Raw genomic sequence first — 19622 nt, 5'->3', positions numbered from 1 at the left:
CAGGGAAATCACAGAGTAGGGAAAGCGTCTTCTCAGAGGACCCCGACAAGGTGTCCGCCATGACCACGACCTCGCCCCAGGGGCGCACCGAACTGCTGAGGCCGGACGGGAGCCCCGTCCGAGTGCTTGTGGTGGACGACGAGCTGTCGATCACCGAACTGCTGAGCATGGCCCTTCGCTACGAGGGCTGGCAGATCAGGAGTGCGGGGGACGGGCAGGGAGCCGTGCAGACCGCGCGTGAGTTCCGGCCCGACGCCGTCGTACTGGACATGATGCTGCCCGACATGGACGGGCTCACCGTGCTGGGGCGGCTGCGCCGCGAGCTGCCGGACGTGCCCGTCCTGTTCCTGACCGCCAAGGACGCGGTCGAGGACCGTATCGCCGGGCTCACCGCGGGCGGCGACGACTACGTCACCAAGCCGTTCAGCCTGGAGGAGGTCGTGGCCCGGCTGCGCGGGCTCATCCGGCGGTCCGGGGCGGCCGACCGGCGGTCGGACTCCGTGCTCGTCGTCGGGGACCTGACCCTGGACGAGGACAGCCACGAGGTGTCGCGGGCGGGGGAGAACATCCACCTGACCGCCACCGAGTTCGAACTGCTGCGCTTCCTCATGCGCAACCCGCGGCGCGTCCTCAGCAAGGCGCAGATCCTGGACCGCGTGTGGTCGTACGACTTCGGCGGGCAGGCCAATGTCGTCGAGCTGTACATCTCCTATCTGCGGCGGAAGATCGACGCGGGGCGTGAGCCGATGATCCACACCCGGCGGGGGGCCGGTTATCTGATCAAGCCCGCCGTGTCATGAGCGGGCGACGACGGCCGGCTCCGCGGAGACGCCGCGCGGGACAGCCGCGGACCCTGCGGGCGCGGCTCGTCGTCGCGTCCGTGGTGCTGATCGCCGTGGTGTCCGCGGTGATCGGCACCGTGACCACGCTCGCGCTGCGGACCCATCTGTACGGTCAGCTCGACGAAAAGGTGAAGGACATCGGCATCCGGGCGACGGGCGGCCGCATGCCGAACCCGAACGGTACGGCGCCGGACGCACCCGTGGAGCCCGGCAGGTCGCACACCGTCCTGACGCCGAGCGAAAGACTCAAGCGCCTCCTCACCAGCGGCCCGACGCAGCGCAACACGGTCGCGGCCTACCTGAGGAACGGCACGATCGCGGACGCGGGCAAGACCGTACAGCTGAACGACAGTTACGGCGGCTTCAAGCAGATGGACTCCGTCGGTCTCACCGCCGCGCAGAAGCGGGCGCTCGCCGAGGTGCCGAGGGACACCGAGCCGCACCCCGTCGAGCTGCCCGGGCTCGGGGACTACCTCGTCCGCTACGAGGCGAGTCCCGACGGCAGCGGCGACGCCTACTACGTCGCCCTGCCCACCAAGGACGTCGACGACAACATCGACACCCTGGTCGTCGTCGAGGTCTGCGTCACCGTGGCCGGACTGGTCGCCGCCTCCCTCGCCGGCACGGTCATCGTCGGCGTCGCCACCCGCCCCCTCCGCAAGGTCGCCGCCACCGCCACCCGCGTCTCCGAACTTCCCCTGCACACCGGCGAGGTCAACCTCAGCGAGCGGGTCCCGGAGTCGGAGACCGATCCGCACACCGAGGTCGGCCAGGTCGGGGCCGCGCTCAACCGGATGCTGGATCATGTGCACGGCGCGCTGCACGCCCGGCAGCAGAGCGAGATGCGGGTACGGCAGTTCGTCGCCGATGCCAGCCATGAGCTGCGCACCCCCCTCGCCTCCATCCGCGGCTACGCCGAACTGACCCGGCGCGGGCGCGAGCAGGTCGGGCCCGACACGCGGCACGCGCTCGGACGGATCGAGTCCGAGGCCGGGCGGATGACCCTCCTTGTGGAGGATCTGCTGCTGCTCGCCCGGCTGGACGCCGGCCGGCCGCTGCAGTTCGAGCAGACCGATCTGATTCCGCTCGTCGTGGACACCGTCAGCGACTCCCGCGCGGCCGGTCTGGACCACAACTGGCGGCTCGACCTGCCCGACGAGCCCGCGCTCGTGTCCGCGGACGCCGCCCGCATCCAGCAGGTGCTGGTCAACCTGCTGGGCAATGCCCGCAAGCACACCCCGCCCGGTACGACCGTCACCGCGCGCGTGCAGCGGCGCGGGCCCTGGATGTGCGTGGACGTCGAGGACAACGGGCAGGGCATTCCGCCGGCCCTGCTGCCGCACGTCTTCGAACGGTTCGCCCGAGGGGACTCCGCACGGTCCAGGGCAACCGGGTCCACGGGCCTCGGGCTCGCCATCGTGCAGGCCGTCGCCGCCGCGCACGGCGGCGCCGTCACCGTGGACAGCGTCCCGGGGCGGACGGTGTTCACCGTGCACCTGCCCGCACTGGCCCCGCAGCCGCAGCCCGAAATGAACTGGCAACAGCACTCACAGGCACAGCACAGCGCCACCACACGGGTGCGACAGGGCGCTTGACGAGAGTCGCTCCCATGCGAACCCACTCTTCTCCCGGCACCCTGCCGGCGCGGGAGCACCTCCCGGCCACGGACGCCGGTACGCCTGTCCTGGACGTAGTGATACCCGTCTACAACGAGGAGAAGGACCTCCGGCCGTGCGTCCGCAGACTGCACGAGCACCTCACCCGCACCTTCCCGTACGCCTTCCGCATCACGATCGCGGACAACGCGTCCACGGACACCACCCCGCTGGTGGCGGCGCGGCTGGCGGCGGAGATCCCCGAGGTGGCCGGCGTCCGCCTGGAGCAGAAGGGCCGGGGGCGGGCCCTGCGGACCGTGTGGTCGGCCTCGGACGCGCCGATCCTCGCCTACATGGACGTCGATCTGTCCACCGACCTCAACGCCCTGCTGCCGCTGGTGGCCCCGCTGATCTCCGGCCACTCGGACCTCGCGATCGGCTCCCGGCTCGCCCGCACCTCCCGGGTCGTGCGCGGCCCGAAGCGGGAGTTCATCAGCCGGGCCTACAACCTGATCCTGCGCGGCTCCCTGCAGGCGCGCTTCTCGGATGCGCAGTGCGGCTTCAAGGCCATCCGGCGGGACGTGGCACGGGTGCTGCTGCCGCTGGTGGAGGACACCGGCTGGTTCTTCGACACCGAGATGCTGGTGCTCGCCGAGCGGGCGGGGCTCAGGATCCACGAGGTGCCGGTCGACTGGGTCGACGACCCCGATTCGACCGTGCACATCGTGAAGACCGCGACCGACGACCTCAAGGGCGTCTGGCGGGTCGGCAGGGCGCTGGCCGGCGGCTCACTGCCGCTGGACCGGCTCGCCCGGCCCTTCGGTGACGACCCGCGTGACCGTGAACTGACCAACGTTCCGCAGGGACTGGCCCGCCAGCTCGTCGGGTTCTGTGTCGTGGGCGGCCTGTCCACCCTCTTCTATCTCCTCCTCTACAGCGTCTTCCGGCACTTCTCCGGCTCCCAGCCGGCCAACGCCCTCGCGCTGCTGGTCTCGGCGGTCGCCAACACGGCCGCGAACCGCCGGCTCACCTTCGGGGTGCGCGGCCGGGGCGGGGCCGTACGGCACCAGGCGCAGGGCCTGGTCGTCTTCGGCATCGGACTCGCCCTGACCAGCGGCTCGCTGGCCGCCCTCGACGCGGCCGGCGGCAGCCCCGCGCACTCCACCGAACTGGCGGTGCTCATCGCCGCCAACCTCGCCGCGACCGTGCTGCGGTTCCTGCTCTTCCGCGCGTGGGTCTTCCCGGACCGCGGCGAGTCCGGCGCCGCCCCGACGGTGACCGCCGCACCGGCCGTGTCCTCGCCGGCCCACAGCACGACGACGGCCCCGCACGCACCGCTGCCCCGGCGGCCGGTGCCGTACCAGCCGTCGTGTCCGACGACCGCCCAGGTCCGCGCCGGTGCAGCCGCGGACGGCAGCTGGAGGGACGCCACCGTGCAACTGCAGCCGGTGCGCCCTCACGACACCGATGCGGGGGATCCCCGATGACCACCCATTACGACCAGCCGGCCACCGATCGGGGCAGTACCGCCGTCCGGGGCCCGTCGCCGACCGCTCCCCCGACCGCACCGCGCCGGCCGTTCGTCCGCAGACTGTGGCGCGGCCGGCCCGAGGACCCGGGCTGGGCGCGCCCGGCCCTCCTCGGCCTGCTGGCCGCCACCCTCCTGCTCTACCTGTACAACCTCAGCGCCTCCGGCTACGCCAACTCGTTCTACTCGGCGGCCGTACAGGCCGGCAGCACGTCCTGGAAGGCGTTCTTCTTCGGCTCGCTGGACGCGGGCAACGCGATCACCGTCGACAAGCCGTCGGCGTTCCTGTGGCCGATGGAGCTGTCGGTCCGGATCTTCGGCCTGAACTCGTGGGCGATCCTCACGCCCGAGGTCCTCATGGGCGTCGGCACGGTGGCGGTGGTCCACGCGGCCGTACGGCGCCGGTTCAGCCCGGTGGCCGGTCTGGTCGCGGGCGCGGTGCTCGCGCTCACGCCGGTCGCCGCGCTGATGTTCCGGTTCGACAACCCGGACGCGATGCTGGCCCTGCTGATGGCGCTGGCCTGCTACTTCGTCGTACGGGCGGTGGAGGACGGCCGGACCGGGTGGCTGGTCGCGGCCGGGGCCGCGATCGGCTTCGCCTTCCTCGCCAAGACCCTGCAGGCCTTCCTGATCCTGCCGCCGCTGGCGCTCGTCTACGCCGTCTGCGGTCCGGTGAAGCTGCGCAAGCGCCTGCTCCAGCTGGGCCTCGCCACCGTCGCGCTCGTCGTCTCCGGCGGCTGGTGGGTGGCGGTCGTCGAGCTGTGGCCGGCCTCCTCCCGCCCCTACATCGGCGGTTCGCAGCACAACAGCTTCCTGGAGCTGACCTTCGGCTACAACGGCCTCGGCCGGATCAGCGGCGACGAGACCGGCAGCGTCGTACCCGGCGGCGGTGGTGGCGGCCGCGGTGGCAACGGCGGCGGGCAGTGGGGGGAGACCGGCTGGGACCGGATGTTCAACTCCGAGATCGGCAGCCAGATCTCCTGGCTGCTCCCGGCCGCGCTGATCCTGCTGGTCGCGGGCCTGTGGGCGACCAGGAAACTGCGCCGTACGTCCGTCACCCGGGCGTCGTTCCTGGTGTGGGGCGGCTCGCTGCTGATCACCATGGCGGTGTTCAGCTACATGGCGGGCATCTTCCACCAGTACTACACGGTGGCCCTCGCGCCCTACCTCGCGGCCGTCGTCGGCATGGGTGCCGGGCTGCTGTGGGAGAGGCGCAGGGAGACCTGGGCGTCGATCACCCTCGCCGGGTCCGTCGTGGCAGCGGCGGCCTGGGGTTACGTCCTGCTCGACCGCACCTCCGCCTACCTGCCCTGGCTGAAGTGGCTGGTGCTGATCTGCGGCACGGCGGCGGCGGTGGCCCTGGTCTTCGCCGGCCGGACCTCCCGGCGGCCGGCCCTCGTGGCGGCTGCCGTGGGCCTGGTGGCCGCGCTCGCCGGACCGACGGCGTACACCCTCAGCACGGTGGACTCCGCGCACACCGGCTCCATCCCGACGGCGGGCCCGGCGGGCGCGAGCATGAGGGGCTTCGGCGGCGGACGGGGTCCCGGCGGTGGCGGCATGCGGGACGGCTTCGGCGGTGGGATGCCGGGCCGTCAGGGCCAGAACGCCCAGGGGCAGCAGAACGGCAACGGCTTCCCGGGCGGCGGCGCCTTCCCCGGCGGCGGCATGCCCGGCGGACAGGGCCAGAACGGTCCCGGCCAGAACGGTCCGGGGCAGAACGGTCCGGGGCAGAACGGTCCGGGGCAGAACGGGCAGGGCCGGCAAGGCCCGCAGAACGGCAACGGCTTCCCCGGTGGCGGCTTCCCCGGTGGCGGCTTCCCCGGCCGCGGCAGTGCGGGCGAAGGCGGCATGCGCCGCGGCGGTGGCGCCGGCGGCCTGCTGAACGGCGCGAACGTGTCCTCCGCCGCCAGGCAGCTGCTGGCGAAGGACGCCTCCCGGTACACCTGGGTCGCGGCGTCCGTCGGTTCCCAGAACGCGGCCGCCTACCAGCTCGCCACCGGGGACCCGGTGATGGCGATCGGCGGCTTCAACGGCACCGACCCGTCCCCGACGCTCGCGCAGTTCAAGAAGTACGTGGCCGAAGGAAGGATCCACTACTTCATCGCCGGCGGAGGCATGGGCGCCGGTGCGAACTCCGGCACGTCCTCGCAGATCAGCTCCTGGGCCCAGAGCAACTTCAAGAAGGTCGCGGCCGGCTCGGCCACGTTCTACGACCTCACGCAGAAGAACAGCTGACGGAAAAGCGTGTTGTGCACCGTATGTCTGCCTATACGGTGCACAACACGCCTTCGTCCTCGGAGGAAAAGACCGCCTGACAGCTCGGGTGGCGTGGGTATGGGTACGAATACGGGTTGGTCGTGTTTCCCTCGCCCGCGCCGCGGAGCCGTATGTCGTCGAAGCCCCGCGCCCCTTTAGGTTGGACCAGTTGCCGGAAACTAGGAAGGTGCGCTGGTGGCAAAGGAAGCAGGTCGGTCTCCGCGAGCCAGCGTCTGGCTGGAGGGGAAGGCCCGCCGGGGTGGCCGGAGCGGCGGGCAGCCCTCCGGGCTCGACCGGGAGCGGATCACCTCGGCGTCCGTGCGGCTGCTCGACGCCGAGGGGCTGGCGAAGTTCTCCATGCGGCGGCTGGCCGCGGAGCTGAACGTCACCGCCATGTCCCTGTACTGGTACGTCGACACCAAGGACGACCTGCTGGAACTCGCCCTGGACGCGGCCTTCGGCGAGCTGCCGCTGCCCGACCCGGAGAACACCGCGGAGGACTGGCGGGACCAGCTGCGGAGGCTGGCCGCCGCGTACCGGGCGCTGCTGGTGCGCCACCCCTGGCTGTCGCCGCTGGCCGGGCAGTACCTCAACATCGGCCCCAACGCGCTGGCGTACTCCCGGGTGGTCCAGCGGGTGGTGCGGCGCACCGGGCTGCCCGCGCACCGCATGATGAGCGCCATCTCGGCCGTCTTCCAGTTCGTGTACGGCTACGGCACGCTGGAGGTCCAGTTCCTGGGACGGATCGCGGACTCCGGGCTGTCCCCCGACGACTACTTCCAGCAGTCCATGTCCGAGGCCCAGCGGCATCCCCAGGCCGCGGACCTCCTCCAGGAGTCCAAGGAGATCATGGACGCCCGCGGCGGGGACACGGTCGCCGAGATGATGGACCGTGACTTCGACTTCGCCCTGGACCTGCTGATCGCCGGCATCGAGGCGATGGTCGAACGCGGCTGACTGCTCCCTTGCTCTGCCTATGCCTGGGGCAGCGAATCCCCCTGCACCGCCTGGATGTCCAGCTCCACCTTCAGTGTCGTGCCGATGGCCGCGATGCCCGCCTGCAGGACCTGGTTGTAGTTCATGGCGAAGTCCTCGCGGTGCAGTTCGGCGGTGGCGCGGAAGGCGGCGCGGGTGCCGCCCCACGGGTCGGCGCCGGTGCCCAGGTAGGCCAGGTTCAGGTCCACCGGTCGTACGACCCCGTGCATGGACAGCTCGCCGTGGACCGTCCAGCGGTCCGGACCCGCGGTCGTCACGCCGGTGGAGCGGTAGGTGATCTCGGGGTGCCGCTCCACGTCGAGGAAGTCCCCGGACTTCAGATGCGTGTCACGCATGCCGTTGCCCGTGTCGATGGACGCGGCCCTGATCACCGCCTCCACGCGGGACTTGGTGACGTCGTCCGGTGCGATCTCGATCGTGCCGCCGAACTCCGTGAACCGGCCGTGCACACTGGAGATCCCCAGGTGCTGGGCGACCGCGGCGACCGAGGAGTGCACCGGGTCGATGGTCCAGGGCCCGGGTGGCGGCAGTTCGGTGCCGCCCTGCCGGGCCAGCGTGACCGTGCCGACCTCCGCCCGCCCTCCCCCGGAGGGGGCACCCCCAGCGGTGACGATCGCGGAGGAGGCCGCGGGTGCGTAGCCGACGGCCGTCACGATCACCGTGTACGCCCCCGGTGCCAGCTCGGTGGCATCCCGTACGGCTCCCTCGGCGTCCGCCTCGGCGCGCAGCACCTGCGTACCGGTCATGTCGGTCACCGTGACGACCGCGTGCGACACGGCCCATCCGTCCCGGGTACGGATCTTCGCGGTCAGTCCCATCCCGCCAACTCCCTGAAAAAGTCTTATGAATCGGTCGTAGGGAACCGGCCTGTGGCGCACGGATGTCCGTGTGCCACAGGCCGGCGGTGAACTACTCGCCCGGGTGGGCGAGCTGGATGTCGTGGCCGTCGACTCCGGTGCCGGAGACGGTCAGGGCCGTCGCCACCGGCGGGTAGCCCGTCGCGATGACGGTGTACTCGCCGCTGTCCAGGTCGGTGAAGGCGTACGCGCCGTCCGAACCGGTGGTGGCGGTGCCGACCACGTTGCCCGCCTGGTCGACGAGCGTCACCCGGGCGTCGGCCAGCGGACCGTGCGGGGCCTTGACGACCCCCTGGAGGCAGGCGCCCGCGTCCAGGTCGACCTCGATCCGGGTGACGCCGGTGGCGCCGATCTCGACCGGCAGCGCGCGCGGCCGGAACCCGCTCGCGTTGACCGCCATGGTCACCGTGCCCGGCACCAGGTCGGTGAAGGCGAAGTCGCCCTGCTCGCCGGTGGCGGCCGTGGCCAGCAGGTCACCGCGCACGTCGGTGACGATCACCATGGCGTCCTTGACCGGCAGCGCGCTGTCGGCGGCCCGGACCACACCGGTCAGCCCGCTGGTGCCGCTGAGCAGGATGTCGTACGACAGCGGTTCCTCGCCCACCACGATGGTGGAGGCCTGCGGCTGGTAGCCGTCGGCGGAGGCGATCAGGACGTACGAACCGGTGCCCGGGGCCTCGACCGCGTAGCCACCGTCGGTGTGGGCGACCGCGCGGCCCAGCTGGCGGCCGGACAGCGAGATCAGGGTGACCGCGGCCTGCGGGACCGGGGCGCTCTCGACGCCGCGGACGAACCCGTGCACCGGGGTGCCGCCACCGGTGCCGGACTCGGCGAGCGTGGCGACGGCGGTCAGCTGCCGGGTGGCGGTCGCGGTGGCCGGAGCCTCCTGGAAGCGGTCCGACGGGACGGCGGGCTCGGCCCAGCTGGGCACCTGCTCCCGGGCGGGTTCCCGCACGGGGTTCTCCACGGCGTTCTCCGGGGTGGCCTCGACAGGGGCGGCGGCCGGGTCGGCGACGGGGGCCTCGCCCTCGGCGGCCTGCGCGAGCGCGCCCTTGGTCTTCAGCGGGACCTCCTTGATGAACAGGGTGATCAGGAAGGCGGCGGCGGCGAGGCAGCCGGCGATGAAGAAGACGTCGGCGATGCCGTGGCCGTAGGCGCTCTCCAGCAGCGTCCGGATGGGCGCCGGGAGCTTGTCCATGTCCGGGATGCTGTCGGTCGAGCCCGAGCTGCCCGCGAGGGCCGCCTGGTACTTGGGGCTCAGGGCGGCGACGCCGTCCTGGACGTAGTGCGTGATCCGGCGGGACATCACCGCGCCCAGCGCGGAGACGCCGACCGCACCGCCGAGGGAGCGGAAGAAGGTGACCGTGGAGCTGGCCGAGCCGAGGTCCGAGGGCGCCACCTGGTTCTGCGTGGCGAGCACCAGGTTCTGCATCATCATGCCGATGCCGAGACCCAGCAGCGCCATGAAGACGGCCATCTTCCAGTAGTCGGTGTCGTACCGGATCTGGCCGAGCAGCACCAGACCGGCCGTGACGAGCACGCCACCGCTGACCAGCCATGCCTTCCAGCGGCCGGTGCGGGTGATGAACTGCCCCGAGACGGTCGAGGAGACGAACAGACCGCCGATCATCGGGATCGTCATGACGCCCGACATCGTCGGCGACTTGTCGCGGGCCAGCTGGAAGTACTGGCTGAAGAACACCGTGCCGGTGAACATCGCGACACCGACGAACAGCGAGGCGAGCGACGCGAAGGTGATGGTGCGGTTCCGGAACAGGCGCAGCGGGATGATCGGCTCGCTCGCCCTGGCCTCGATGAGCACGAAGATCGCGCCAAGGACGATCGAACCGGCGACCATCGTGTACGTCTGCCAGGACAGCCAGTCGTACTTGTCACCGGCGAAGGTGACCCAGATCAGCAGCAGGGAGACGGCGGCGGAGATGAAGAACGCGCCGGCCCAGTCGACCTTGACCTCCCGCTTGACCACGGGCAGATGCAGGGTCTTCTGCAGCACGATCAGCGCGATGACCGCGAAGGGGACGCCGACGTAGAAGCACCAGCGCCAGCCCAGCCAGGAGGTGTCGGTGATGACCCCGCCGAGCAGCGGACCGCCGACGGTGGCGACGGCGAAGGTGGCACCCAGGTAGCCGGAGTACCGGCCGCGCTCGCGCGGGGAGATCATCGCCGCCATGACGATCTGCGCCAGGGCGGACAGACCGCCGACGCCGATGCCCTGGAACACCCGGAAGGTGATCAGCATGCCCGGGTTCTGCGACAGACCGGCCGCCATCGAGGCGATCACGTAGATGACCAGGGCCATCTGGACGAGAGCCTTCTTGCTGTACAGGTCGGCGAGCTTGCCCCACAGGGGAGTGGCCGCGGTCATCGACAGCAGGGCGGCGGTGACCACCCAGGTGTAGGCGGACTGGCCGCCGCCGAGGTCTCCGATGATGTGCGGCAGGGCGTTGGAGACGATCGTGGACGACAGGATCGCCACGAACATGCCGAGCAGCAGCCCGGACAGGGCCTCCATGATCTGCCGGTGCGTCATCGGGGCGTCGCCGTGGGAGCCTCCCCCGTGCTTGGCGTGAGCCCGCACACCGGCTGGTGTGGTCGTTGCCATGGGCTTCCTTTTCTTACGTGCTTGCGGGTGTACGGGTGGTCTCTTCGACTACGGGAGCGGCCACGGAGGCCAGGTGCCGGAACGCGGTGGACCGGCAGTCGCCGAAGGACTCGCGCAGGCGGGACATCAGCCGGATCAGCTGCGCCACCTCGTCGTCGGTCCAGTCGGCGAGCCGCTCGGCCAGCAGATGCGTGGTCCGCCGGGACAGATCGTCGAGCTGCTCCAGGCCGGCGGGCGTCAGGCGCAGGATGCGCGAGCGCTTGTCCGCCGGGTCCGGGTGCCGCTCGATCCAGCCGCGCGCGGCGACGTGCGCGACATGCCGGCTGGTGACCGACATGTCCACGGCGAGCAGCTCCGCGAGCTTGCTCATGCGCATGGCTCCGTGGCGGCTGAGCAGGGTCAGCACGGCGGCCGAGCCGGCCGGGCAGTCGGGCGGCAGGATCCGCCCCATGTCCCGTTTCACGGCGCCGACGGCACTGAGCTGACGCGCCAGCTCTTCGAACTGCGCCTGCTCGGCCATCACACCTCCCGTATTCGTTGCTTGGGGCAACCATAGCTGTGTTTGGTTGCTGCAGGCAAACAAATCGGGAGGGGGCGCCGCAAAAACTTGGCAAAGGCAAGTATTGCTACCGTAAACGCGCAGGTGGGTGCGGGTGAGCTGCCCCCGTCTGTCCCGGTGGCCCCGCACTTGGGTCGGTCACGTGGATTCGCTAGTGTCTCGGGCCATGGCTAACACCCAGGGCCCCCAGGGCAATTACGACCCCGCCGGCAGCACCCAGATGTTCCGCGCGTTCGTCGACGAGGCTCCCCAGGGGCGCCAGGCGCAGGCGGCCGCTTCCTCCGGCCCCCGCATCGGCGTGATCATCGGCGTCATCGTGGCCCTGGCCGTGGTGGCCGGAGTCGCCTGGCTGGCGCTGAAGTAGGAGTCACTTCCACTTCACCGAGACGTCCCGCGTCTCGATGTGCATGCCGAGAGGTACCCGCCAGGCGTCCACGCACACCGTCCAGGTGTGACCCTTGTGCGTCCGCGGAGGGATCGGCGCCGGGAGGTCCACCGTCGAGGTGACCGTCCCCCAGTCGATGCCGAGCGCGCCGATGATGTGCGTGCCGAAGCTCACCGAGCCCGAACGCACCGCCACCCCCCCGGAGTTGTGGAAGCCGACGGTCACCTTCTGGCACCAGCGATGGTCCGCCGCGTCGGTCGCCGGCTTCCCCCAGGAGAGGTCGGCGGGCACGGGTGGCGTGCTACGGCCGGGTGTTGGGGTCGCCGGGGCGGCGGGGGGTGCTGTCGTACGGCCGTCCGCGCGGCCGCGTCCGTCGCCCGTACTGCCGGAAGGGTCCGGCGTATCCGGCGTCGGTGGGGGCGGCGCTGGGCTGTCGTGGGCGGTTGATCCACTGCTCCGGTGCGGTGAACGGGTCGTGGCCGCGGGCGGGTTGACGCCCGCCGTGTCCCGGTTGCCGTCCAGTGGCACCAGTGACACGGGGTCCGTCGGTGTGCTCGCCGTGCGCTGCTTCTCCGGACCGCCCGCCGGGCCGACCGCGACGTAGCCGCCGCCCGGCCCGTGGTCCCCGCATGCGGCCGACACCCCGCCCAGGACGACGACGGCCGCCGACGCTGCCGTAACGGCGCCTCGGCGGCCACGTGTCCATGCCGTTCCCGTCGCCCTGCCCGACCCTGTCGCTCGCAGCATCGGGCCAGTGTGTCTGACGGGCTGTCAGAACTGAAGGGTCAGTCCGAGATGAGCCCCTCCCGCAGCTGAGCCAGTGTCCGGGTGAGCAGGCGGGAGACGTGCATCTGGGAGATGCCGACCTCCTCGCCGATCTGCGACTGGGTCATGTTGGCGAAGAAGCGCAGCATGATGATCCGGCGTTCCCGGGGCGGCAGCTTGGCCAGCAGGGGCTTGAGGGACTCGCGGTACTCCACGCCCTCCAGGGCCGCGTCCTCGTAGCCGAGCCGGTCGGCCAGGGAGCCCTCGCCGCCGTCGTCCTCGGGGGCGGGGGAGTCCAGCGAGGAGGCGGTGTAGGCGTTGCCGACCGCGAGGCCGTCGACCACGTCCTCCTCGGAGACGCCGAGCACCGCGGCCAGCTCCGTCACCGTCGGGGAGCGGTCCAGCTTCTGGGACAGCTCGTCGCTGGCCTTGGTCAGGGCCAGGCGCAGTTCCTGGAGCCGGCGCGGGACGCGGACCGACCATGAGGTGTCCCGGAAGAAGCGCTTGATCTCGCCGACCACCGTCGGCATCGCGAAGGTCGGGAACTCCACGCCCCGTTCGCAGTCGAACCGGTCGATCGCCTTGATCAGGCCGATGGTGCCGACCTGGACGATGTCCTCCATCGGCTCGTTGCGGGAGCGGAAGCGCGCGGCCGCGTAGCGGACCAGCGGCAGGTTGAGCTCGATCAGGGTGTCCCGGACATAGGCCCGCTCGGGGCTCTCCTCGTCGAGTGCGGCGAGCCGCAGGAACAGGGAGCGGGACAGGGTGCGGGTGTCGATGTCCCCCGACGCCGGCGGGGCCGGAGTGTCGGCGGCCGCCTGGGCGGGCGGGGCCGGCACGGCATCGAGGGCCGTGACGCCCTCGATGCCGTCGAGGACGTCGAAAGCGTCGAGCTCCTTGGGTGCAGCCTCGCTCTTCGCGGGCGTCAGCACCTTCGAGCTGCCCTGGTCTGCGGACATGCCACCCCCTTTGGGTCGCGGGACGGTCGTGGCGGCGCTGTCTTTCGGACAACGCAGCCTTCACCTGAATACCGGAGCCGAAGGCCCGGCAAACGCGTCTCCCGCAGAATGTCACATGTCGGCAACACGCTGTAGTGACATGTCGACATGTGAGAGGCGAATCGGCCCTGGAAAGAAGGGGTCTGACGCTTTTTCGGGTCTCAACTGTCGGCATCTGTGCTGGTGAGCGATTCGCTCGCGGTGGTGATGGATCGAGCGGGTTTGCGATGCGGGGGTCTTCGCGGGTGTGCTTCCGTGCGCCTGCTGTGCTTCGCCGCGAGTCCTTCCATGCGCCGATGTCCTTCTATGCGTCAATGCGATTCGCGGAGCGCAGTCGCTGGAAGCTGCGGGCGAGGAGCCGGGAGACATGCATCTGGGAGACGCCGAGTTCCGCACTGATCTGTGACTGGGTGAGATTGCTGTAGTAGCGCAGGAGAAGGATTCTCTGTTCGCGTTCGGGGAGTTGGACGAGCAGATGCCGGACCAGGTCGCGGTGTTCCACGCCGTCCAGGGCCGGGTCCTCGTAGCCGATCCGGTCCAGCAGGCCGGGCAGTCCGTCGCCCTCCTGTGCGGCCTCCAGCGAGGTGGCGTGGTACGAGCGTCCCGCCTCGATGCAGCCCAGCACCTCGTCCTCGGTGATGCGCAGCCGCTCGGCGATCTCGGCGGTGGTCGGCGAGCGGCCGTAGAGGGTGGTGAGGTCCTCGGTGGCGCTGTTGACCTGCACCCACAGCTCGTGCAGCCGGCGCGGTACGTGGACCGTGCGGACGTTGTCCCGGAAGTAGCGCTTGATCTCGCCGACCACGGTCGGCATCGCGAAGGTCGGAAACTGCACGCCCCGGTCCGGGTCGAAGCGGTCGATGGCGTTGATCAGGCCGATGGTGCCGACCTGGATCACGTCCTCCATCGGTTCGTTGCGGGAGCGGAAGCGGGCGGCCGCGTAGCGCACGAGCGGGAGATTCGCCTCGATCAGCGTCCCCCGCACGCGGTTGTGCTCCGGCGTGCCCGGGGTCAGCTGCTTCAGCTCGGCGAAGAGCACCTGGGTGAGGGCTCGGGTGTCGGCGCCGCGCCGCTTCTCGGGGGCCGCGGGAGCGGGCTCGCAGGCAGGGGCTGCCGCCTCCTCCTGGGGCGGCGCAGTACTGGCCGACACGGTCAACGCCACCTCTTCATCGATCAACCATCCGTCAAAAGTGGTCATAGCATCACAAGAGATGTGCACTGTGTGCAAGCACCGCATTACGCCGTGTTGTGGTCAAACAATGACAAGTTGGGGCGTAAACATAGGAAAGCCCCCCGCCGTTCCAGCGGGGGGCTCTTGGCGCGGGCGACTCAGAATTCGTAGTCGGCGATCACCCACGTGGCGAACTCGCGCCACAGCGCGACGCCCGCCTGATGGGCCGGGTGCTCCAGGTAGCGCTTGAGGGCGTCGCTGTCCTCGACCGCCGAGTTGATCGCGAAGTCGTAGGCGATCGGCCGGTCGCTGATGTTCCAGTCGCACTCCCAGAAGCGCAGCTCCTCGATCCGGTCGCCGAGCTCACGGAAGGCCTGCACCCCCTGGACGACCCGCGGATCGTCGCGCTCGACACCTTCGTTGAGCTTGAAGAGGACCAGGTGGCGGATCATGGGGTGTACCTCAGCTCTTTCCTCCGTTGGCGACCCATGTCATGAAGTCGCCGATGGCCTTGGCCGCGTCCGATATGCCCTCGAAGACTATCTGGACGTAGTGGGCCGCCTTGGGCGGGTCCGTGATGATCACGTACAGCGCGAAGACCACGAGCACGTATACGGCGATCTTCTTGGCGTTCACCGCCACCGCGGCCTCCCCTGTGCTGCGTCTGCGCCCTGTGGGCCCCCTGCTGCCGGCGGCGAGTGTAACCTTCACGCCCCTTTTGGGGACCAACGGCCCGCCGCCCCGGGTCATTTGCCCCGCCCTGTGCTCAAGGGACCGTTACGACGAGAAGGGCCCCGTCTTTCGACGAGGCCCTTCTTCGAGCGGTAGCGGAGGGATTTGAACCCTCGGTGACTTGCGCCACACTCGCTTTCGAGGCGAGCTCCTTCGGCCGCTCGGACACGCTACCGAGGGAGACCTTACAGCAAGGTGGGGCATGGTTTGAAATCGGAATTCGGCGGCGCCGTCACCGGTCCCGGAAGAACTCGGTGAGAAGCCGCGCGCACTCCGCCGCGAGAACGCCCTCCACGACTTCCGGACGGTGATTGAGCCGACGGTCGCGGATCACGTCCCAGAGCGAACCGGCCGCACCCGCCTTGTCGTCCCGGGCGCCGTAGACGACCCGGTCGATCCGCGACTGGACGATCGCGCCCGCGCACATCGTGCAGGGCTCCAGGGTGACCACGAGAGTGCAGCCGGCCAGCCGCCACTCCCCGAGCCGGGCGGCGGCCCGCCGGATCGCGAGGACCTCGGCGTGGCCCGTGGGATCGCCGGTGGCCTCACGCTCGTTGTGCCCGGCGGCCAGCACCGTCGTACCGTCCGGGGACAGCACGACGGCGCCGACGGGGACGTCCCCGCCCTGGACGGCCCGTCCGGCCTCGTCCAGGGCGAGCCGCATCGCGGCCCGCCAGCGGTCGCGTACCGGGTCCACGGGGCCCTGCGTGTCCTGTGCCGCGGTCAGCGGACGGTCTCCAGCACCTCCGAGGCGCCCAGCGCCTCGGCGATCGAGCTGAGCGCGTCATCGGCGTCCAGGGCGCGCAGTTCCTTCTCGCTGATGCCCAGGTCGTCGAGGATCCGGCTGTCGCCCACCGGGCTGTGCGGGACCGCGTCGGCGCCGCCCTCCTCGTCGTCCTCGTCGGACTCGGACTCGCCGTCCTCCGTGCCGTCGAGGTCCAGGGAGTCCAGATCGGGGCCGTCGTCGGCACCCGGCTCCCGGCCGAGCAGCTCGTCGGTGAGCAGCAGCTCACCGTACGCGCTGCGCTGGGCGGCGGCGGCATCCGAGACGTAGATGCGAGGGTCGTCCTCGCCGTCCACGCGGACGACGCCGAACCAGGCGTCCTCCTGCTCGATCAGGACGAGCACCGTGTCCTCGTCGGGAGAGGCTTCCCGGGCCAGGTCGGCCAGATCCGACAGGGTCTCCACATCGTCGAGCTCTGTGTCGCTCGCTTCCCACCCGTCTTCGGTGCGCGCGAGCAGTGCGGCGAAGTACACCGTGACTCTCCCACTGGTCATAGGCGTGCCGGTTGGGGGTCCCCCCGGCGGAGGTACTTGGGCGGAGAGAGCTGGGCTCCGAGCCCCACCCACTCGGAATCGTGGCAGAAACAAGGCTGTCAGGGGACGTCTTCGGCTCCCTGTGTCTTGAGCGTTCGTTGCCACCACCTGCGGATCGTACGCGGCTTTTCCAAGCACTCACGCACGCCCACCGCCCAAACGCCGGGGCGCGCGCGGAACTTCCTCACCAGAACTTTCCCTGCAGTGTCGTGCTCACCGGGCTCACAAGGGTCCTCCCTACCAGCGGAACGTCCGCATGCGCATCGCGTGGCGCAGCCGTGCGGCCTTGGCGCGTCGCGGCTGGACCCGGGCGCGCAGCGCGCGGGCCTCGGCGAGGTCGCGCAGGAACTGGGCGCGGCGGCGCCGCCGCTCGGCGGCCGTCTCCGGCGTCGCGGTCTCGGGATCGCCGCCCGTGTCGTCGGGCAGCTCAGGCAGGTCGGGCACGTCACACCACCCCAGTCCGTCCCTCCCACTTTCCCTCGGACGGCGGGTCCGACGCCAGGGTCGGCGGGGTGCCGGGCGCGGGTACCGTTAGGGGCATGCGTCTCCACGTCGTCGACCACCCCCTGGTCGCCCACAAGCTCACCACGCTGCGCGACCAGCGCACCGACTCCGCGACTTTCCGCCGGCTGGCCGACGAGCTGGTCACCCTGCTCGCCTACGAGGCCACGCGGGACGTGCGCACGGACGCCGTCGACATCCGGACGCCGGTCGCGCAGACCACCGGCGTCAAGCTCGCCCGTCCGCGCCCGCTGGTCGTGCCGATCCTGCGCGCCGGCCTCGGCATGCTCGACGGCATGGTGCGGCTGCTGCCGACCGCCGAGGTGGGCTTCCTGGGCATGATCCGCAACGAGGAGACGCTGGAAGCCTCCACCTACGCCTCGCGTATGCCGGAGGACCTCTCGGGCCGCCAGGTGTATGTCCTGGATCCGATGCTGGCCACGGGCGGCACGCTGGTCGCGGCGATCCAGGAGCTGATCAAGCGCGGGGCCGACGACGTGACCGCCGTCGTGCTGCTCGCCGCACCCGAGGGGGTCGCGGTCATGGAGCGGGAGCTGGCGGGGACGCCGGTGACGGTGGTGACGGCGGCCGTGGACGATCACCTCAACGAGCAGGGGTACATCGTGCCGGGGCTGGGGGACGCGGGGGACCGGCTTTACGGCGCGGCTGAATAGGCGGCCACTGGCCGTCCGGCGACTGCGGGTGCGTGGTGGTCGACCACGCCGTTCCCCGGGCCCCTTTCGGGGCGCTCGTCAGCAGCTCTTCTTCGGAGATGCCGTCGGTTCGGGTGCCGTCAGGGCCGCCAGTGCCTGGTCCGCCGCCGCGGGTGAGGTAAGGCCCTTGAAGGCGTCGCCGATGATCAGGTCCACGGCGGCGCCCTTGCGGCCGGCGGCGGTGCGCTGTTCGGCCCCGGCGAGGTGGGTGCCGAGCACCGCCAGTGAGGTGTTCCGGGCCTCGGGCGGGCCGAGGAGCATCCCGGCGTTCTTGACCTTCTTGTCGAACTCCTTGGTCGCGTTGCCCACGTCGCCGATCTTGAAGCCGCGTCTTTTCAGTGCGTCCGCGGTGTCCTTGGCCAGCCCGGTGCGCTGGGTGGCGTTGTAGACGTTCACGGTGATGTCGCCGGGCCTGGGCAGGGCCCTGACCCGGGCCGCCGGTGCGGCCTTGGTCTTGCGGCACTCGGTCTTGGCGGCTGCCACCGTGCCCTTCTTGCCGCCGGTGAAGACGTCGATGAGCTGCAGGGTGCCCCAGCCGAGCAGGCCGAGCACGGCGGCGGACGCCACCACGGCGGCCACGAGCCTGCCGTGCCGGCGCGGCGGACGCATCCGAGGGTATTTGTCCCCCGTGATCCGGTACTGGCCGCCCATGCCCGGGGGAGTCAGCATGCTCATGGGCGCAGCGTAGTGCGCCTGAGCGGCGATGCCTATTAGATGATCAGTAGACGCCGCTCAGCGGAACCCGAAAGGGTCAAGGGCCAACGGCCCTGTCGCGCCGGGTCAGTCGAGTTCGAGCACGCGTGCGTGCAGCACCTGGCGCTGCTGGAGGGCGGCGCGGACCGCGCGGTGCAGCCCGTCCTCCAGGTAGAGGTCGCCCTGCCACTTCACGACGTGCGCGAAGAGGTCGCCGTAGAACGTCGAGTCCTCCGCCAGCAGGGTTTCCAGGTCGAGCTGCTGCTTGGTGGTCACGAGCTGATCGAGGCGGACCGGGCGCGGCGCGACGTCCGCCCACTGCCGGGTGCTTTCCCGGCCGTGGTCGGGGTACGGCCGGCCGTTTCCGATGCGCTTGAAGATCACACGGAAAGCCTACCGGTCAAGACGTTCCGGGCGCAGCCATGGCGGCGGAGTGTGCCGCTTGAAAAGATGCCGCGAAAGGGTCATAGGGGTGGCTATCGTCCGCTGCGGTGCGCCGGAACAAGGACGCGGCCGATTTCCTCCGTTCGGCCGAGGACGGCCGGCGGAGGCGGTGGCCCGCCTCCGCCGGCGCCGCTTCAGCGGCCCGGTTGCCCGGGCGGCCGCTGCGGTTCCTCCTTCTGCTCCGGTCTGGGTGCCGTCGCACGTCTGGCCTCCGCGCGCAGCAGGGCGCGCAGGACGGCGTAGGGATCCATGGGCATGGCTGTGCTCCTTGCGTCGAGCCGACCGACCTGTCGTGGGGGACGCGGGTCTGTCAGCAGCGCAGGACCACCGTGCGCGGCAGGGACGAGGGGTACGCCACCCGTGGCGCGGCGGGGCGCGTCCGGGCCGTCGGCCGGACGGGTGCCGGGTCGGCGAGGGGAGCCGGGCGCTCGGGCACGTCGGCCCGGTGGACGGCACGGGCGGGTGGGCGTACGAGGATGTCGAAGACGTCGTGCTCGAAGGTCTCGGCCGACACGCCCAGCGCGGGGGCCGCCTGTACCTGTGCATGGACGCCGGGCACCCACAGGGCGAGGAGCAGCACGAGCACCCGCAGCCAGGTCCGGCTGCGGGGACGGCTTGCGGTCCTGCTCACAGCAGGTGTCTCCCCGGGG

22 protein-coding genes and 1 tRNA gene are annotated in these 19622 nt (G+C 70.9%); 7 read left to right on the top strand and 16 right to left on the bottom strand.

Annotated features, from left to right (window positions below):
- Positions 1-59: 59 nt before the first annotated feature.
- The 5 genes from ACZ41I_RS34025 to ACZ41I_RS34005 all read left to right on the top strand — a co-directional run bounded on the left by ACZ41I_RS34025 (position 60) and on the right by ACZ41I_RS34005 (position 7178).
- Entirely contained in the window at positions 60-800 is a 741-nt protein-coding gene (locus tag ACZ41I_RS34025; RefSeq protein WP_363216390.1) for a response regulator transcription factor, read from the top strand.
- Positions 797-2437: an ATP-binding protein gene (locus ACZ41I_RS34020; protein WP_468515852.1), complete on the top strand. Its 1641-nt coding sequence runs from the start codon at positions 797-799 to the stop codon at positions 2435-2437. The genes ACZ41I_RS34025 and ACZ41I_RS34020 overlap by 4 nt, the downstream gene beginning before the upstream one ends.
- Positions 2438-2451: 14 nt before the next feature.
- Positions 2452-3924, top strand: a complete 1473-nt coding sequence (locus ACZ41I_RS34015) for a bifunctional glycosyltransferase family 2/GtrA family protein (RefSeq protein ID WP_399767064.1) — start codon at positions 2452-2454, stop codon at positions 3922-3924.
- Positions 3921-6200, top strand: coding sequence for a mannosyltransferase YkcB-related protein (locus tag ACZ41I_RS34010; protein WP_468515851.1), 2280 nt, complete (start codon positions 3921-3923; stop codon positions 6198-6200). Before ACZ41I_RS34015 ends, ACZ41I_RS34010 begins: the two co-directional genes overlap by 4 nt.
- 216 nt (positions 6201-6416) lie before the next feature.
- Positions 6417-7178, top strand: a complete 762-nt coding sequence (locus ACZ41I_RS34005) for a TetR/AcrR family transcriptional regulator (protein WP_363216394.1) — start codon at positions 6417-6419, stop codon at positions 7176-7178.
- A gap of 17 nt (positions 7179-7195) precedes the next feature.
- On the opposite strand, the gene ACZ41I_RS34000 is transcribed toward ACZ41I_RS34005, so the two are convergent.
- The 3 genes from ACZ41I_RS34000 to ACZ41I_RS33990 form a co-directional block, all read right to left on the bottom strand.
- Positions 7196-8035, bottom strand: coding sequence for a YceI family protein (locus ACZ41I_RS34000; protein WP_468515850.1), 840 nt, complete (start codon positions 8033-8035; stop codon positions 7196-7198).
- A 91-nt stretch (positions 8036-8126) separates the two neighbouring features.
- The gene (locus tag ACZ41I_RS33995; RefSeq protein ID WP_468515913.1) at positions 8127-10625 is read right to left on the bottom strand and encodes an MFS transporter; all 2499 of its coding nucleotides are present in this window, start codon (positions 10623-10625) and stop codon (positions 8127-8129) included.
- Between the two features lie 85 nt (positions 10626-10710).
- A complete protein-coding gene (locus tag ACZ41I_RS33990) occupies positions 10711-11217 on the bottom strand; it encodes a MarR family winged helix-turn-helix transcriptional regulator (RefSeq protein ID WP_468515849.1) in 507 nt (168 codons plus the stop codon).
- Between the two features lie 205 nt (positions 11218-11422).
- Here ACZ41I_RS33990 and ACZ41I_RS33985 point away from each other — a divergent pair, with 205 nt between their 5' ends.
- A complete protein-coding gene (locus ACZ41I_RS33985) occupies positions 11423-11620 on the top strand; it encodes a hypothetical protein (protein WP_363216398.1) in 198 nt (65 codons plus the stop codon).
- 3 nt (positions 11621-11623) lie between these two features.
- Here ACZ41I_RS33985 and ACZ41I_RS33980 read toward each other — a convergent pair whose 3' ends face one another.
- The 9 genes from ACZ41I_RS33980 to ACZ41I_RS33940 all read right to left on the bottom strand — a co-directional run bounded on the left by ACZ41I_RS33980 (position 11624) and on the right by ACZ41I_RS33940 (position 17065).
- Positions 11624-11932, bottom strand: coding sequence for a hypothetical protein (locus ACZ41I_RS33980; protein ID WP_399767083.1), 309 nt, complete (start codon positions 11930-11932; stop codon positions 11624-11626).
- Between the two features lie 494 nt (positions 11933-12426).
- On the bottom strand, positions 12427-13365 hold the full coding sequence (locus ACZ41I_RS33975) for an RNA polymerase sigma factor SigF (protein WP_363216400.1): 939 nt from the start codon (positions 13363-13365) through the stop codon (positions 12427-12429).
- A 343-nt stretch (positions 13366-13708) separates the two neighbouring features.
- Positions 13709-14599 (bottom strand): RNA polymerase sigma factor SigF, encoded by an 891-nt coding sequence (locus tag ACZ41I_RS33970; RefSeq protein ID WP_363216401.1) that lies wholly within the window; start codon positions 14597-14599, stop codon positions 13709-13711.
- A gap of 131 nt (positions 14600-14730) precedes the next feature.
- On the bottom strand, positions 14731-15024 hold the full coding sequence (locus ACZ41I_RS33965) for a Dabb family protein (protein ID WP_363216402.1): 294 nt from the start codon (positions 15022-15024) through the stop codon (positions 14731-14733).
- A 10-nt stretch (positions 15025-15034) separates the two neighbouring features.
- Positions 15035-15214, bottom strand: coding sequence for a hypothetical protein (locus tag ACZ41I_RS33960; protein WP_363216403.1), 180 nt, complete (start codon positions 15212-15214; stop codon positions 15035-15037).
- A 180-nt stretch (positions 15215-15394) separates the two neighbouring features.
- Positions 15395-15479: transfer RNA gene (locus tag ACZ41I_RS33955), tRNA-Ser, on the bottom strand.
- Positions 15480-15536: 57 nt separating this feature from the next.
- Positions 15537-15968 (bottom strand): tRNA adenosine(34) deaminase TadA, encoded by a 432-nt coding sequence (gene tadA / locus ACZ41I_RS33950; protein WP_399767249.1) that lies wholly within the window; start codon positions 15966-15968, stop codon positions 15537-15539.
- Positions 15969-16027: 59 nt separating this feature from the next.
- A complete protein-coding gene (locus ACZ41I_RS33945) occupies positions 16028-16561 on the bottom strand; it encodes a tRNA adenosine deaminase-associated protein (protein WP_363216407.1) in 534 nt (177 codons plus the stop codon).
- A 297-nt stretch (positions 16562-16858) separates the two neighbouring features.
- Positions 16859-17065: a hypothetical protein gene (locus tag ACZ41I_RS33940; RefSeq protein ID WP_468515848.1), complete on the bottom strand. Its 207-nt coding sequence runs from the start codon at positions 17063-17065 to the stop codon at positions 16859-16861.
- Between the two features lie 95 nt (positions 17066-17160).
- Here ACZ41I_RS33940 and upp point away from each other — a divergent pair, with 95 nt between their 5' ends.
- Complete coding sequence (gene upp, locus ACZ41I_RS33935) at positions 17161-17796, top strand: uracil phosphoribosyltransferase (RefSeq protein ID WP_468515847.1); 636 nt, start codon at positions 17161-17163, stop codon at positions 17794-17796.
- Positions 17797-17874: 78 nt separating this feature from the next.
- Here the strand turns inward: upp and ACZ41I_RS33930 are convergent, their stop codons facing one another.
- The 4 genes from ACZ41I_RS33930 to ACZ41I_RS33915 all read right to left on the bottom strand — a co-directional run bounded on the left by ACZ41I_RS33930 (position 17875) and on the right by ACZ41I_RS33915 (position 19603).
- Positions 17875-18510 (bottom strand): LytR C-terminal domain-containing protein, encoded by a 636-nt coding sequence (locus tag ACZ41I_RS33930; RefSeq protein ID WP_363216405.1) that lies wholly within the window; start codon positions 18508-18510, stop codon positions 17875-17877.
- Between the two features lie 105 nt (positions 18511-18615).
- Positions 18616-18912: a type II toxin-antitoxin system VapB family antitoxin gene (locus tag ACZ41I_RS33925; RefSeq protein WP_004943146.1), complete on the bottom strand. Its 297-nt coding sequence runs from the start codon at positions 18910-18912 to the stop codon at positions 18616-18618.
- A 194-nt stretch (positions 18913-19106) separates the two neighbouring features.
- The gene (locus ACZ41I_RS33920; protein WP_363219029.1) at positions 19107-19229 is read right to left on the bottom strand and encodes a hypothetical protein; all 123 of its coding nucleotides are present in this window, start codon (positions 19227-19229) and stop codon (positions 19107-19109) included.
- A gap of 53 nt (positions 19230-19282) precedes the next feature.
- Positions 19283-19603 (bottom strand): hypothetical protein, encoded by a 321-nt coding sequence (locus tag ACZ41I_RS33915; protein ID WP_363219030.1) that lies wholly within the window; start codon positions 19601-19603, stop codon positions 19283-19285.
- Positions 19604-19622: the final 19 nt, after the last annotated feature.

It is taken from the genome of Streptomyces sp. NPDC030799 (genome assembly GCF_055572255.1).
This window is presented reverse-complemented; position numbering and strand designations above follow the sequence as displayed.

Excerpts from the sequence above, each read along its gene's own strand:
- ACZ41I_RS34025 (WP_363216390.1), top strand. The coding sequence starts at position 60 with ATGACCACGACCTCGCCCCAGGGGCGCACCGAACTGCTGAGGCCGGAC.
- ACZ41I_RS34020 (WP_468515852.1), top strand. The coding sequence starts at position 797 with ATGAGCGGGCGACGACGGCCGGCTCCGCGGAGACGCCGCGCGGGACAG.
- ACZ41I_RS34015 (WP_399767064.1), top strand. The coding sequence starts at position 2,452 with ATGCGAACCCACTCTTCTCCCGGCACCCTGCCGGCGCGGGAGCACCTC.
- ACZ41I_RS34010 (WP_468515851.1), top strand. The coding sequence starts at position 3,921 with ATGACCACCCATTACGACCAGCCGGCCACCGATCGGGGCAGTACCGCC.
- ACZ41I_RS34000 (WP_468515850.1), bottom strand. The coding sequence starts at position 8,035 with ATGGGACTGACCGCGAAGATCCGTACCCGGGACGGATGGGCCGTGTCG.
- ACZ41I_RS33995 (WP_468515913.1), bottom strand. The coding sequence starts at position 10,625 with ATGACGCACCGGCAGATCATGGAGGCCCTGTCCGGGCTGCTGCTCGGC.
- ACZ41I_RS33990 (WP_468515849.1), bottom strand. The coding sequence starts at position 11,217 with ATGGCCGAGCAGGCGCAGTTCGAAGAGCTGGCGCGTCAGCTCAGTGCC.
- ACZ41I_RS33985 (WP_363216398.1), top strand. The coding sequence starts at position 11,423 with ATGGCTAACACCCAGGGCCCCCAGGGCAATTACGACCCCGCCGGCAGC.
- ACZ41I_RS33975 (WP_363216400.1), bottom strand. The coding sequence starts at position 13,365 with ATGTCCGCAGACCAGGGCAGCTCGAAGGTGCTGACGCCCGCGAAGAGC.
- ACZ41I_RS33970 (WP_363216401.1), bottom strand. The coding sequence starts at position 14,599 with ATGACCACTTTTGACGGATGGTTGATCGATGAAGAGGTGGCGTTGACC.
- ACZ41I_RS33965 (WP_363216402.1), bottom strand. The coding sequence starts at position 15,024 with ATGATCCGCCACCTGGTCCTCTTCAAGCTCAACGAAGGTGTCGAGCGC.
- tadA (WP_399767249.1), bottom strand. The coding sequence starts at position 15,968 with ATGCGGCTCGCCCTGGACGAGGCCGGACGGGCCGTCCAGGGCGGGGAC.
- upp (WP_468515847.1), top strand. The coding sequence starts at position 17,161 with ATGCGTCTCCACGTCGTCGACCACCCCCTGGTCGCCCACAAGCTCACC.
- ACZ41I_RS33930 (WP_363216405.1), bottom strand. The coding sequence starts at position 18,510 with ATGAGCATGCTGACTCCCCCGGGCATGGGCGGCCAGTACCGGATCACG.
- ACZ41I_RS33920 (WP_363219029.1), bottom strand. The coding sequence starts at position 19,229 with ATGCCCATGGATCCCTACGCCGTCCTGCGCGCCCTGCTGCGCGCGGAG.